The sequence below is a fragment of the Streptomyces sp. NPDC001828 genome (genome assembly GCF_042892175.1).
In the GTDB taxonomy this organism is placed as follows: Bacteria; Actinomycetota; Actinomycetes; order Streptomycetales; family Streptomycetaceae; genus Streptomyces.
The window spans coordinates 938,128-951,717 of sequence record NZ_JBIATV010000001.1 but is presented as its reverse complement, the minus strand read 5'-3'; the positions used below and the strand labels follow the sequence as shown (position 1 = coordinate 951,717).

The following is a 13,590-nucleotide window of genomic DNA, read 5'->3' as shown; positions in this document are numbered from 1 at the left end:
CCGACTGTCCAAGACCCGTCTCGTGAGGCCGATACCGGACGGGTATCGTCGCAGCATGGAGCTACGTACGCTGCGCTATTTCGTGGCGGTCGCCGAGGAACTCCATTTCGGCCGGGCCGCTCGGCGCCTGCACATCAGTCAGCCGCCACTGAGCCGGGCGGTCAAGCAGCTGGAGACGGACCTCGGTGCCCGCCTGCTCGACCGCTCCCCGAACGGGGTCTCGCTCACCCCGGCCGGTGCGGTGCTGCTCGACGAGGCACGCGCCCTGCTCCTCCGGGCCGACCGGGTACGGGGACGTGTGTCCGAGGCAGCCGGACCCGCGGTCCTGACCGTCGGCATCCTGGGCGAGAGCGGCGATCCGCGCGCCCTTCGGCTGGCCGACGCCTATCGCCGACGGCACCCGCAGGTCGAAGTCCGCGTCCGCGAGGCCGACTTGAGCGATCCTACCTGCGGCCTGCACGCGGGAGCGGTCGATGTCGCCCTGACCCGGGGGCCGTTCGACGAGACCGGCCTGACCGTCCACGGACTCGGCGCCGATCCGGTCGGCGCACTGCTGCGCCGCGACGACCCGCTGGCCCGTCAAGTCAGCCTGCGATTGGGGGACTTGGCCGACCGACGCTGGTTCGTCTTCCCGGAAGGGACCGACCACCTCTGGCAGGCCTACTGGGGCGGCGGGGAGTCCCGCGAGGGCCCCGTCGTGCGTGCCGTTCAGGAGTGCCGCCAAGCCGTGCTCTGGAACGGCACGGTCGGCCTGACGCTCCTGGACCACGCTCCCGGCGAGGGCCTGGCCGTGGTCCCCTTGACCGACATGCCGCCGAGCCCCCTGGTGGTGGCATGGCGCGAGAGCGGGGCGACCCCGCTCATCCACTCGTTCGCGCGGACCGCGGCCGCCGTGTACGCGGCCTGACCGCGCCGCCCCGCGGACTTTGCCCGGAACGCAACGATTGCTTGCCGATCTGTGCATTGCCGTCGTGACACCCCCGTGCCAAGACTCGGAGTCGACGAGCCCGCGGGCACCGGCGCTCGGTCGACGTGATCCGGATCGGCAGAATGGACAGAGCCATGCGCAGCATGAACGTACTCATATCCGGAGCGAGCGTGGCGGGGCTGACGCTCGCCCACTGGTTGCAGCGGGCCGGATTCCGTCCCACCGTCGTGGAGCGGGCGCCCGGGCTGCGCAGGGGTGGGCAGGCCATTGACATCCGGGGCTCGGCGTTAGGCGTCGTGGAGCGGATGGGGTTGCTCGACAAGGTCCGGGCGGGCACCACCGACATGCGGGGCATGTCCTTCGTGGACGCCCGGGGCGAGGAGCTGTCCCGGTCGACCGAGGCCACCCTGACCGGCGGCCTGATAGACAACGACGACGTCGAGATCATGCGGGACGACCTGACGACGCTGCTGTTCGACGCGAGCCGCTACGGCACGGAGTACCTGTTCGGCGATGTCATCACCTCCATCGAGCAGAGTGACGACACCGTCGAGGTCCGCTTCCGGCACGAGCGTCCGCGCGGCTTCGACCTCGTGATCGGCGCGGACGGCCTGCACTCCCATGTGCGGCGGCTGGCCTTCGGACCGGAGTCGCGGTTCCTCCGCTTCCTCGGCAGCTACCTCGCCATCTTCAGCGTGGAGAACTTCCTCGGCCTCGACCACTGGCAGATGTACCACACCACCGAGGACGCGCTGGTCGGCGTGTACAGCGCGCGCCACAACACCGAGGCGCGGGCGATGCTGCTCTTCGGTTCCCCGGAACTCGACTACGACCACCGCGATGTCGATCGGCAACGGACCATCCTCGCCGAGCGGTTCGCCGGGTCCGGGTGGGAGACGCCACGGCTGCTGGACAGCATGTGGCAGGCGCCGGACTTCTACTTCGACTCGATGAGCCAGGTCCACCTCGACCGCTGGTCGAGCGGCCGGGTGGGGCTCGTCGGTGACGCGGGGTACTGCGCCTCGCCCCGGTCCGGACAGGGCACCAGCATCGCGATGGTCGGCGCGTACGTACTCGCCGGTGAACTCGCGGCCCACCGCCACGACCACCGCGCCGGCTTCACCCAGTACGAGCACCTGATGCGGGACTACGTCCGGAACAACCAAAGGCTCGCCCAGGACCGGGCGTCGGACAACAGCAGGACGCCGCCCGACGCGCTGGCCCGCGCCGCCAACTCGATCACCCTGCGGGACTATCCCCACGTCGGCTGATGTGCCGGCCGGGCGGCGAGGGCCGCCGCCCGGCGGACGACGGCGTCGGTCAGGGAGCCATCTCGTAGCTGCCGGACAGCGCCTCGACGCGCTCCCAGACCCGCGCCGAGCGCGCCTCGTCGACGACCGGGCGACGGACCGCGCCCAGGGCCCAGGCCTGCTGTTCGGGCGTGGCGGAGTCCTTGCCGTGCAGTTCGACGGCGTGCGCGGAGAAGTCGCGTACGAGGACGGCGAAGAGCTCGTCGAGCACATCCGCGTCCAGGTCCGTCGGACGGGCCTGCTCCAGGATCAGCTGTCCGTGGACGACCAGCGCGAAGAGCTGGCCGACGGCGAGCAGCAGGTCGAGGTCGCGGCTCTGCTCCTCGTCGGGGGCGGCGGTGGTCACGAACTCGCAGAGGGCGTCGGCCTGTTCGCGGAAGCGGGCGACGTTGGGCAGCTCGGCGAACGCGTCGTAGGCGGTGCGCCAGTCGTGGAAGCGTACGGATCCCAGGCCGCGGGCGGGCCCCTGCTGGAAGAGGAAGGCGTCGTCGGCCGCGTCGAGGCGCGTCGGAACGGGCGCGTAGTCGGCCGGGTTCAGCAGGTGGTTGCGCATGAACTTGAGGATCAGGGCGAGGTTGACGTGGACCGTGCCCTCCAGCTTGGGCAGGCCGCGGATCTCGACGGCGGCCTGGGCGAAGTACGTGTCCTTCTCGAAGCCCTTGGCCGCGATCACGTCCCACATCAGGTCGATGACCTTCTCGCCCTCCGTGGTCACCTTCATCTTCGTCATCGGGTTGAAGAGGAGGTAGCGCCGGTCGTCGGGCCCCGCGGAACGGAAGTAGTCGACGGCACGGTCGCTGAACAGCTTCATGCCCACGAGGCGGACGTACGCGTCGGTCAACTCCCGCCGCACATGCGGGAAAGCAGTGACGGGACGGCCGTACAGAACGCGGTTCTGCGCATGGGTGACGGCCTCGTACATCGCGTGTTCGCAGATGCCGATCGAGGCGGTGCACAGGTTGAACTTGCCGACGTTCACCGTGTTGAGGGCGGCGTCGAAGGCGGCCCGGCCGGAGTGGAGGACGTCCTCGGCGCGGACCGGGTAGTTCTCGAGGCGGAACTCGCTGACGTACTTGGAGGAGTCGACGACGTTCTTCACCAGGTGGTACGCCTCGTGGCGGCTGTCGGCGGCGAAGAAGACGTAACCGTCGGGTCCTTCGACGTCGGTGCGGCGGCCGAACACGGAGACGAGGCCGGCGGCGTTGCCGTTGCCGATGTAGTACTTGCCGCCGGTGGCCCGGAAGCCGCCGTCGCCGTCCGGTTCGAGGAGCATGTCGGTAGAGTAGATGTCCGCGCCGTGCGTCTTCTCGGACAGGCCGAACGCGAACACCTCGCCCTGGGCGAGGAGTTCGGCCGCGCGGGTGCGGGCCTCGGCGTTGTCGCTCTGCCAGACGGGACCGAGGCCCAGGATGGTCACCTGCCACGCGTACCAGTAGTCCAGGCCGTAGAAGCCGAAGATCTCGTTGAGGGCGGCGATCCGGGCGGTGTCCCAGCGCTTGTCCCCCTCGTCCTCCCCGGCGGCGGACGCCGGGGTGAGGAAGGTGGCGAAGAGGCCTTCCTTCGCGGAGAACGCGAGGAAGTCCGCCAGCCAGGCGCGCGTGCGGTAGTCCTCGATGAGACGGCGCTTGCCGCGCTGCTCGAACCAGTCGACGGTCGCGCGCAGCAGCCTGCGCGTCTCGGGGTCGAAGTGCGTCGGGTCATACGTGTGCGGGTTGAACAGCAGCGCGTCGGCCATGGTCATTCGCCTTTCCGGCTCGGGGAGTTGCTGAGGGGTGGACGGAAGTCTTCGGTGGCGTGGGGCACCGGGGCGGGGGTGCGGGCGTCCGCACCCGGTGTCGGTTCAGCGGCGGGGTCAGTCCTCGGCGCCGAGCCGGTGGAGAGTGGCGATCACGTCGTCGAGCCAGGCGAGCGTCATCCGCTCGTACGCGATGCCGCCGCGCAGCACCACGTGCTGGAGCTCGCGGCCCGCGTCGGGCGTGGGGGCCTCGGGTCCTGTGAAGTCGCGCAGCTCCCCCGCGAGATAGTGCGCGAGCCGTTCGGCGTGTGCCCGGCGGTGGCGCTCGACCTCGCGGAGCAGGGCCGAGGGGTCGTCGAAGGCCGCGCCACGGATCTTCACCGCGAGCTCGTGCCGGACGCTCTCGGGTTCGATCGGCTCGTGCAGCCACTGCGAGAGGGCGGCCCGGCCGGGGGCGGCGACGGAGTACTCCTTCTTGTTCGGCCGGCTGTGCTGCGCCACCTCACGGACATCGATCCACCCGTCGCCCTCCATGCGCTTGAGGATGCGGTAGATCTGCTGGTGGGTGGCTGCCCAGAAGTAGCCGATGGACCGGTCGAAGCGCCGGGCCAACTCATAACCGGAGCCCGGCTTCTCCAACAGCGAGACGAGAATCGCGTGCTCAAGCGCCATACCCGAATCCTTCTATGCAACTCGTTGCATAGACAAGCCGCACCGGCCAGGTGAGACACGGCTCACCCGGCGCCCTTGTGCCGGCTGTCTCGTTCACGTTGGCTGTCGCACCCAGCGCGGCGGCGAAGCGGCCGCGGCTCGCCCACATCCCCTTCGGACTCGGTCCCCGCCGTTGCGAGGGCGCTCAACTCGCCACGTTCGAGGCCCAGTTGGTTCTGGCCGTACTCCTCAAGCGCTTCCGGTTCCGGCCGGTGCCGGGGCACGAGGTGATCCCGATCGAACGGTTCGTGCTGTGGGCGGCGGACGACATCCGTATGACGGTGAGCCCCCGGGACTGACCGGACCGCCGGAGGCGCAGGCGCGGGAGCCCCGGGCCGCCCGCGCGCTCAGCGGCGCCGGGCGACGGATTCGAGATCGTCGATGCCGCCCGACATGATCGTCCGCACGTGCTCGGTGATGAGCTCCGCCGGCCAGTCCCACCACGCCACGGCCAGCAGCCGGGCGATCTCCGGTTCGCTGTAGCGGGTGCGGATGAGGCGGGCCGGGTTTCCGCCGACGATCCCGTAGTCGGGGACGTCGGAGGTGACCACGGCGCCCGAGGCGATGACCGCGCCGTTCCCGATGCGCACTCCGGGCATCACGGTGGTGCCGTGCCCGAACCAGACGTCGTGGCCGACGACGGTGTCTCCCCGGTTGGGCAGGCCGGTGAGCAGGTCGAAGTGGTCGGACCACGAGCCGCCCATGGTCGGGAAGGGGAACGTCGAGGGCCCGTCCATGCGGTGGTTGGCCCCGTTCATGATGAACCGCACTCCGGTGCCGAGCGCACAGAACCTTCCGATGACCAGCTTCTCCGGCCCGTAGTGATAGAGGACGTTGCGCGTCTCGAAGGCGGTCGCGTCATCCGGGTCGTCGTAGTAGGAGTACTCGCCGACCTCGATCAGCGGGGACTTCACGAGCGGCCTGAGCAGCACCACCCTCGGCTGCCCGGGCATCGGATGGAGGACGGTCGGGTCGGCGGGTACTGGCATGGAAGCGGTTCCTTTCGCGTGGCGCGCCGGCATCCGCCTCATGATCCCCGCGCCCGCCCCTCCGGGAAAGCGATTACTCGGCGCCTCGCTCCAACTCCCTTTCGCCGGGACTACGCCGACGGCTCCCCGCCTCGGCACGGCCGCGTCCTCGCGTGGCGGTGGCGGCCCAGCCGGCCTCCACGAAGTCGAAGGTCTCGTCGATAACTTGGGCCGCCTCGTCCAGTGAGGTGATCGACGGGATCACCCCGAGAGCCGTACGGGCCACGAGGCGCGAGGCGGTGTCGGGGGCGGAGAGTCCCACGTCGGTGGCGATGGCGTCCGCCAGCGCCTCTTCGTGACGCAGCCACATCTTCGCCGAGTAGTCCCGCAGGGCCGGGGTGCTCTCGATGAGCCGGTGGAAGCGGTCGAGGTCCGGTTCGCTCCTGGCCGTCTCGGCCATCCCGTGGAACCAGCGTCGCAGGGCCTCGGGGGTGGAGACGTCCTGGGGGCGTCGGCGCACGACGTCGAGGAGCGCCTCCTCCTGCTCGTCGTCCTGATCGAAGACCAGGGCCTCCTTGGAGGGGAAGTGCGCGAACAGCGTGGCGGTCGCCACGTCCGCTTCCTGCGCCACCTCGCGCACGCCGACGGCGTCGTATCCACGCTCGAGGAACAGCCTCAGCGCCGTCTCCGCGATCGTCCTGCGCGTCTGCGCCTTCTTCCGCTCACGCCGTCCGAGCTGCTCGTTCGCCGTCCCGTTCGCCACCATGGGATAACCATAGCAGTTGTAAAGTCGGAACGGTTCTGATTACAGTGCCGTTCCGACGGCCGCTGTGATGCGGCGTTCCCACGCTGGCTGGAGGAAGCCGTGAACACATCAACCACCGACTCCGGGTCCGCACCGGTGGAAGGCCCGTCGGCGCCCCGGCGGGCCTGGCTCGTCATCGTGTGTCTGACCCTGCTGAACGCGATCGGGATGACCGTGGTGTTTCCGGTTCTGCCGTTCGTCACGCTCGAGTACGTCGACGGCGGCTCGCTCGCCCTGTGGGTCGGCGTCCTCGAATCGGTCAGCGCCCTGTGCGCGTTCCTGGTCGCGCCGCTGCTCGGCGGCCTGTCCGACCGGATCGGCCGCCGCCCGGTCCTGATCATCAGCGCTTTCGGCGCCGCGGCCGCGTACGCGATGTTCGGCGTCGGCGGCGCGCTGTGGGTGCTCGTCGCGGCCCGCGCGCTCCAGGGGCTGTCCTCCGGAGACATGCCGGCGATCTTCGCCTACGTCGCCGACATCACCCCCGCGAAGGACCGCACCAAGCGGTACGGGCTGCTCGGTGCGCTGACCGGCGTCGGCATGATGGTCGGACCCGCCATCGGAGGCTTCCTGTCCAAGGTGAGCCTCGACGCCCCGGTCTACGCCACCGCCGTGACCGCCGCCCTGGTGGGGCTCGTATCGGTCTTCGCCCTCCCGGAGAGCCTCGCACCGCGAAACCGCACGGCGAGGCTGAAACTGGAGGACCTCCACCCGTTCAAGGTCCTGCGGGACGCCTTCGCACGCCCCGAACTACGAGTGCTGCTCACCGGGTTCACCCTCGTCAGCATCCCGTTCTACTTCTACGCCAACAACCTGTCCGTGCTGGGCAAGGACGCCGTGGGATGGGGGCCCACGCAGGTCGGCCTGCTGCTCTCGGTCGCCGGGATCCTCGACATAGCCGTCCAGGGCGGGCTGCTCGCCCTGCTCCTGCCCCGCATCGGGGAGCGCGGGGTCGTCATCGCGGGCATCGTCGCCCAGGCAGTGGGCTGCGGCGGCATGGCACTGGTCGCCTTCTCCCTCGACATGCCCCAACTCCTCGCCGTGACAGCCCTGTTGTTCGCCTCCGGGCAGGGAGCGATGACCGCGGCACTGGACGGTCTGATGTCCAACGCCGTGGCGGCGGACGAGCAGGGCTGGCTGGCCGGCGGCATCTCCTCCATCGGCTCGGCGATACAGATGACGGCGCCGCTGCTCGCCGGATGGCTGTACGCGAGCACCGGTCACGCCACTCCGTACGCCCTCGGCTTCGTCATGATCGTCGCCGCGGCCGTACTCCTCGTGCGCGCGGTGGCCGCCCCCGCCCGGGAATCCACCGCTCCCACGCCCTGAACCTCCCCCGCCTCCCCCTCCGAAGGGACTCCACCATGACGAACGACCACCCCCGCATCGCCGTCGTCGGCGCCGGACTCGGCGGCCTGCTGTGTGCAACCGCCCTGCACCGGTACGGGATCGACACCACGGTCTTCGAAGGCGATCCCGGGCCCGACCATCGCGACCAGGGCGGCAGCCTCGACCTCCACGAAGACACCGGCCAGGCCGCCCTGCGCACGGCGGGCCTCCACGACGCCTTCATGTCACTGGCCCGCCCCGAGGATCAGGAAGTGCGCGAGTACGACCACACCGGGCGCCTGGTGCACCGGGAGGAGTCCCCCTCGTCGTCGTCCCGTCCCGAGATCGACCGCACGGCGCTGCGGGGCATACTCCTGTCCGCTCTCGGCGAGGGCGAGGTCCGCTGGGGAACACCGGTCCGCGCGGTGACACCGACCCTCGACGGGCCGGCCCGTGTCACCCTCGGCACAGGCACCGTCGAAGAGTTCGATCTGGTCGTCGGCGCCGACGGCGCGTGGTCCAGGGTCCGGCCCGCCGTCTGTGACACCCGCCCCTTCTACACCGGCAACACCCTCGTCGAGATGTGCTTCACCGACGTGGAGGAGCACCACCCCGAACTCTCCCGGACGATCGGCCGCGGCATGATGATCGCCGTCGACCGCAGCGACACCGAGCACGTGCTCATCGGCCAGCGCAACGGGGACGGCATCCGCGTCTACATCGGACTCAAGGGCCCGCAGGACTGGGCCGAACGCGCCTCGGTGGATCTGTCGGACAGCGCCGCCGCGCGTACCCACTTCCTGAAGCTGTTCGCCGGCTGGCACGACGATCTGCTGCGCGCGATCCGCGAAGCGAAGGGCCCGTTCATCAACCGCCCCGTCCACCGGCTGCCGTATCCCCACACCTGGAAGCACAACCCCGCCGTCACGCTCCTCGGCGACGCCGCCCACCTCATGCCGCCCGCCGGGCAGGGCGCCAACCTCGCCCTGATCGACGCGGCCGACCTCGCCGGCGCCATCGCTGACGCGGTCACCGCCGGCGTCCCCCTCGGCCGGGCCGTCGCCCACTACGAGGAGATCATGCAGCCGCGCGGGGCGGTCGCGGCCGAACAGTCGGCACGCGCCCTGGAGCAGTGAGGCGCGGGTAGGGGCCCGCCCACGCCCGACACCCCGTCTGTTCGACCGGGTGCGGCCGGGCACCCCACCCCACCGCAGGGCCGTGGCTTCAAGAGCCGGAGCGCAATGACCCCGTCCCGAATGACGCACACGTCTATCCACGGCGACTCCCCGGGTGCTAGACAGTCCTCACCGAAATTGACACGTGTCACCACCACTTTCGCGCCATCCCTCACACCCTGACGGGCGCGCTCCGCGGGTCTCGCAAGCGCCGGGACCTCAGCCCCGCCTCCCCTTCACCTCCCGCACGTTCGAAGGAGCACCCACCATGCGACGCACGCGCGTCCTGTCTTTGGCGACCCTGCTGCTGTGCACATCCGTACTCGCCGGTGCGGTGCCCGCCGGCGCCACCCAGCACGACGTCCCCTCCGCGCCGCTGCGGATCCTGCTCACCAATGACGACGGCTACGACGCCCCCGGCATCCGGCTCCTGTTCCAGCGACTGACGTCCGCCGGGTACGACGTCACCGTCGTCGCCCCGCTCACCAACCAGAGCGGTACCGGGACGAAGATGCTGAGCAGCGCCTCCGTCGCGGTCGAGCACCCCGCGCCGCGGGTGTGGGCGGTGGGCGGAACACCGGGCGACGCGGTGGCCTTCGGGCTGGCCGAGGTGTTCGCCGACCGGGCCCCCGACCTGGTGGTCTCGGGAACCAACTTCGGGCCCAATGTGGCCGCCCTGGCCACTCACTCCGGCACGGTCGGTGGCGCCATCGCGGCCCTGGAGAGCGGGGTGCCGGCGATCGCGGTGAGCACCGGCGGGCTCACGGCCGAGGTGCCGCGGCTCGTCCTGAACGCCATGCGCCCCACCGCCGATTTCGCGGTCGGGCTCATCGACCGGCTGCGCTCCCGGGCGAAGCACGGGCGGCTGCTGCCGCCCGGCCTGGGCCTCAATGTGAACCATCCCGTCGTGGGCCCGGACGGCACCGGCACCGCACGCGGCACCGCCCTCACCCACCAGGATCCGCAGCTCCTCCTCCAGCCGCGGTACACCGACGCGGGCGACGGCACCTGGAAGGTGCGCATCGACGAGGTTCCGCGGCCCGTGCAAAGGGGAAGCGACGCGGAGGCGGTCGCCGCGGGCAAGGTGTCCATCGCGCCGATCACCCCCAACTGGGATGCGGGAGCTGACCGGTTGACCGGAATGACGGCGCTCCTCGCCGGGCTGCGCCCCTAGGCCGCACGCCCGCCCGGTCCCTTGTCCCGCGCGGGCAAAGGACCGGGCTCAGGGGCTCAGGGACTCAGGGGTACGACACCACCGTGGACGGCGTCGTCGACGTGCCCGACGTCGGGGCGCCGGCCTCGTTGATGACGTGTTCGTACTGTCCGTTGCCGCCGAGCGAGACCACGAGCACGCCGTGGAACTTCACCCCCGGGGTGTTCGGCGCGGCGAAGCCGTGGTGCTGCACGATGCCCGTGTCGGCGGTGTAGTTGCAGTAACTGCCGAGCCCCCAGGCCTCGTGGGCGGTGACGTTGTCACCCACCTTGTAGGCGGCATAACCCTTGACGTTGCCGTCCTGGACGGCCGCCTGGTTGGGTGCGTCGTAGGCCTTCTCGTTCTGGAAGAAGATGGTGCGGCCGCGCTGGCCCAGCCACTGGACGTCGTACTTGTTGAAGTGCTCCACGAACAGGCCGGTGCACAGCACGTCGTCGCCGTTGACGACGACTCCGTAGTCCGCGCGGTTGGTGTCCCAGCCGACTCCCGTGCCGTGGTCGGCGCGCCAGACCCAGGTGTGGTCGACGATCGTGTTGCGGCTGTTGATGACCATGCTGGTGGTGGCCTTGCCCGCGCCGGCCCCGCCGATGCGTACGAACACGTCCTGCACGGTGGTGGGGTTCGCCGAGTGGTCCTGCGACGCGCCCCTGGGGCCGACCTCAAGGAGCGTGGCGGAGTTGACCGGCCCGGCGTCGATGAGGAATCCGGCCAGACGTACGCCGTCCACGTCGGCGACCTTCACCGCGGTCACCCCGTTGTCCGGCACGATCGTCGCGTAACCGAGGCCCAGGACCACGGTGTTGGCCCGGTTGACCTGGACCGGCTGGTCGACGTGGTAGATGCCCGGGGTCAGCAGCAGGTGGAGACCTTGCGCGAGCGCCTGGTTGAGGGTGGCGGCGCTCACTCCGGGCTTCGCCACATAGAACTGGGAGAGGGAGAGCGAGGTACCCCTCGGGGTGCCGTTCCCCCAGGTGACCCCGCGTGCGTTGGTGCGCTTCTCCGGCAGGAAGACGCGGAACTCGCTGCCGTTGAGATACAGGAAGGGCTTCTCGCGCGAGACCGGTGTGGTGTCGAGCGTGGTGTACGGCGGGTTCGGGAAGCTCTGCGCGGGGGCGCCCTGGACACCGGAGAACACCATGTTCCACACGGCGTTGACCCAGCCGCCGATCACACTGTCCCGGGTGTACCACTGCTGCTGCGAGTACGGTCCGACCTGGCCGTCGACGCGGCTGTCCGCGATGTAGCCGCCGCTGGCCCAGCCGTAGCCGGACGGTGCGAGGTTGAGGCCGCCGCGCACATGCATCCGGCGGAAGGGCGCGGCCTGGGCGACGGCCCAGCGGTCGGTGCCGTTGACCGGGACGAGAGCGAGGTTCTCCGCGGAGCGCCAGAAGTTCTGGGTGGCGTTGCCGTTGGCCCAACCCGCGTCGACCGTGACGTCACCGTTGATGGTGGTGTCGTCCGGCGAGAGTCCGAGCCCGGCGATCGAGGTGTAGAAGCCGATCTGGGCATTGAGACCGCTGTAGGTCCCGGGCTTGAAGAGCAGGGCGTACCGCCCGGTGCCGAACTGGGCCGACTCCTGCTGGTGGAAGATCTGGTCGAGCTTGGCCTGGATGCCGGACGTGCCCGGGTCGAAGACCAGCACGTTGGGGCCGAGGTCTCCGCCGCCGGGCAGGGCGCGCGGCCGGACGGCCGAGGGCGCCGCCGAAGCGGGAGCGGCCAGACCGGTCAGCAGGGGAGCCGAGGCGGCCGTCGCGGCGACGGCGCCGAGCACGGTGCGGCGCGTGACCGTGGACGGGCGGGGGTCGCTGGACTCGGGCGGTACTGGGGGCATGGGGCGACTCTCCTGGTTCAAGAGGTGAACGAAGGGGGGCGGGGGAGCGCTCTCTCGCCGGGGAATGCTTCATCCCGCTGAAGGCAACGTCAAGGGCTCTGGCAGAAATCCTCGGGGTTCGCGTTCACAGGTCGTCAACCGGCTGGTGGCCACCTGACGGCACGACAGATGTTCCCCAACTGCCCTTGTCCCCATGGCCATGGGGTTCGCCCGGCAGACCGAGCGCCGCTCCCCTTTCTCCTGCCGCATCCCTTGACACCTTCGCTCCGACGCCCCGAGACTCCAGGACGGGAGAGCGCTCTCCCGGCGACCGGCCGGTGAACTCGCGCAGCCGGTGGCCCGCTCTGCCTCCCCATCCCCCACCTTCAGGAGGTCTCCATGCCAGGGAGATCGAAGCTCCTTTCCGGCACGCTGATCGCCGGCGCGGTCCTGCTGACCACGCTCGGCCTGGGCGGCGTCGCCGCGAGTGTCGACGCGCCTTCGGGCGGCTCCTCTGCCGCCTCCTCGGTCACGGCCGCTCAACAGGGTCATGACATGAGCGGCATGGCGGGGATGGCGGGCATGCCCGCGTCCACCGCCAGTTCGCCCGACGACCCGGACGGAGACGGCTACATTCCGGCGAACCCGCCGGTCACCGGCGTATCGCCGTCCACACAGGATCCACCGCACCGCTACTTCCACGAGTTCCAGGCCAACTGTTCGGTCACCCACACCGCACCGGACGACCCGATCGTCTACCCGCAGCAGCCGGGAAAGTCCCACGACCACACCTTCATGGGCAACACCACGACGAACGCGAACAGCACCACGGCCTCACTGGACGCCGGCTCCACGACCTGCAAGGCGCCCGGTGACAAGTCGGGTTACTGGATGCCCTCCCTCTTCAACGGCACCCAGAAGATCCTGCCGGTCGGCCCTCAGACGATCTACTACAAGGCCGGTGTCACCGACTACACCAGCGTCCGGCCGTTCCCCAAGGGACTGCGGTTCGTGGTGGCCAACCCGATGCAGTCGGCCGACGAGTTCCGTCACCACCCCGGCTTCGTCGAGGGCTGGGAGTGCGGTGACAGCTTCTTCAACGTCAACTTCCCGGTCAACTGCCCGAACCGGGCCGACGTCCAGCTCAACATCCGCTTCCAGGCGCCCAGTTGCTGGGACGGGAAGTACCTGGACACGCCCGACCACAAGAGCCACATGGCCTACCCCGTGGTGAAGCCCGGCACCAACGACAACATGTGCCCGGCCGACCACCCCGTCGCCCTGCCGATGATCGAGTTCAAGATGGCGTTCCCGGTCAACGGCGATCTCTCCCAGGCGAAGCTCGCGAGCGGACCGAGCTACTCCTTCCACTACGACTTCTTCAACGCCTGGGACGACGCCACGCTCAAGGCGCTCGTGAACCACTGCGTCGTCGGCGGCCTGCAGTGCGACGCGCGCGGCTACGACCAGACCCACCCCGAGGCGGGCGCGGCCCTGGACGCGAACTACCGGCTTCCCTGAGGCGGTTCGCCCTCCCCATACGCCGGCCCGGCCGCCCAGTCGTCCCGCCGCGGCCGGGCCGGCACCCACTCCCCCCATCCGAAGAGGA

11 protein-coding genes and 1 pseudogene are annotated in these 13,590 nt (G+C 70.2%); 7 read left to right on the top strand and 5 right to left on the bottom strand.

Annotated elements, in window-relative coordinates; genetic code table 11:
- Positions 1 to 55 precede the first annotated feature (55 nt).
- Together ACFYZA_RS04400 and ACFYZA_RS04395 are read left to right on the top strand one after the other, a co-directional pair.
- Positions 56 to 907, top strand: coding sequence for a LysR family transcriptional regulator (locus ACFYZA_RS04400; protein ID WP_388487090.1), 852 nt, complete (start codon positions 56 to 58; stop codon positions 905 to 907).
- 155 nt (positions 908 to 1,062) lie between these two features.
- The gene (locus ACFYZA_RS04395; RefSeq protein WP_382596877.1) at positions 1,063 to 2,199 is read left to right on the top strand and encodes an FAD-dependent monooxygenase; all 1,137 of its coding nucleotides are present in this window, start codon (positions 1,063 to 1,065) and stop codon (positions 2,197 to 2,199) included.
- 49 nt (positions 2,200 to 2,248) lie between these two features.
- On the opposite strand, the gene ACFYZA_RS04390 is transcribed toward ACFYZA_RS04395, so the two are convergent.
- Positions 2,249 to 3,973, bottom strand: a complete 1,725-nt coding sequence (locus tag ACFYZA_RS04390) for an acyl-CoA dehydrogenase family protein (protein WP_388487987.1) — start codon at positions 3,971 to 3,973, stop codon at positions 2,249 to 2,251.
- A gap of 117 nt (positions 3,974 to 4,090) precedes the next feature.
- Positions 4,091 to 4,645 carry a PadR family transcriptional regulator gene (locus tag ACFYZA_RS04385; protein ID WP_388487087.1) on the bottom strand — a complete coding sequence of 185 codons (555 nt, stop codon included), beginning with the start codon at positions 4,643 to 4,645 and terminating at the stop codon, positions 4,091 to 4,093.
- Positions 4,646 to 4,755: 110 nt separating this feature from the next.
- Here ACFYZA_RS04385 and ACFYZA_RS04380 point away from each other — a divergent pair.
- A pseudogene (locus tag ACFYZA_RS04380) lies at positions 4,756 to 4,983 on the top strand (cytochrome P450); the annotation flags it as partial.
- Between the two features lie 48 nt (positions 4,984 to 5,031).
- Here ACFYZA_RS04380 and ACFYZA_RS04375 read toward each other — a convergent pair.
- Together ACFYZA_RS04375 and ACFYZA_RS04370 are read right to left on the bottom strand one after the other, a co-directional pair.
- The gene (locus ACFYZA_RS04375; RefSeq protein WP_388487085.1) at positions 5,032 to 5,673 is read right to left on the bottom strand and encodes a CatB-related O-acetyltransferase; all 642 of its coding nucleotides are present in this window, start codon (positions 5,671 to 5,673) and stop codon (positions 5,032 to 5,034) included.
- Between the two features lie 73 nt (positions 5,674 to 5,746).
- A complete protein-coding gene (locus ACFYZA_RS04370; RefSeq protein ID WP_388487083.1) occupies positions 5,747 to 6,418 on the bottom strand; it encodes a TetR/AcrR family transcriptional regulator in 672 nt (223 codons plus the stop codon).
- Positions 6,419 to 6,517: 99 nt separating this feature from the next.
- Between ACFYZA_RS04370 and ACFYZA_RS04365 the strand changes: the two genes are divergently transcribed.
- The 3 genes from ACFYZA_RS04365 (at position 6,518) to surE (ending at position 10,132) form a co-directional block, all read left to right on the top strand.
- Positions 6,518 to 7,783 (top strand): MFS transporter, encoded by a 1,266-nt coding sequence (locus ACFYZA_RS04365; protein ID WP_388487081.1) that lies wholly within the window; start codon positions 6,518 to 6,520, stop codon positions 7,781 to 7,783.
- A 35-nt stretch (positions 7,784 to 7,818) separates the two neighbouring features.
- Positions 7,819 to 8,919: an FAD-dependent oxidoreductase gene (locus ACFYZA_RS04360; protein WP_388487078.1), complete on the top strand. Its 1,101-nt coding sequence runs from the start codon at positions 7,819 to 7,821 to the stop codon at positions 8,917 to 8,919.
- Positions 8,920 to 9,226: 307 nt separating this feature from the next.
- A complete protein-coding gene (surE, locus tag ACFYZA_RS04355) occupies positions 9,227 to 10,132 on the top strand; it encodes a 5'/3'-nucleotidase SurE (protein ID WP_388487076.1) in 906 nt (301 codons plus the stop codon).
- Positions 10,133 to 10,196: 64 nt separating this feature from the next.
- On the opposite strand, the gene ACFYZA_RS04350 is transcribed toward surE, so the two are convergent.
- On the bottom strand, positions 10,197 to 12,002 hold the full coding sequence (locus ACFYZA_RS04350) for a coagulation factor 5/8 type domain-containing protein (protein ID WP_388487073.1): 1,806 nt from the start codon (positions 12,000 to 12,002) through the stop codon (positions 10,197 to 10,199).
- Positions 12,003 to 12,380: 378 nt separating this feature from the next.
- Here ACFYZA_RS04350 and ACFYZA_RS04345 point away from each other — a divergent pair, with 378 nt between their 5' ends.
- Positions 12,381 to 13,502: a DUF1996 domain-containing protein gene (locus ACFYZA_RS04345; RefSeq protein WP_382596859.1), complete on the top strand. Its 1,122-nt coding sequence runs from the start codon at positions 12,381 to 12,383 to the stop codon at positions 13,500 to 13,502.
- Positions 13,503 to 13,590 lie beyond the last annotated feature (88 nt).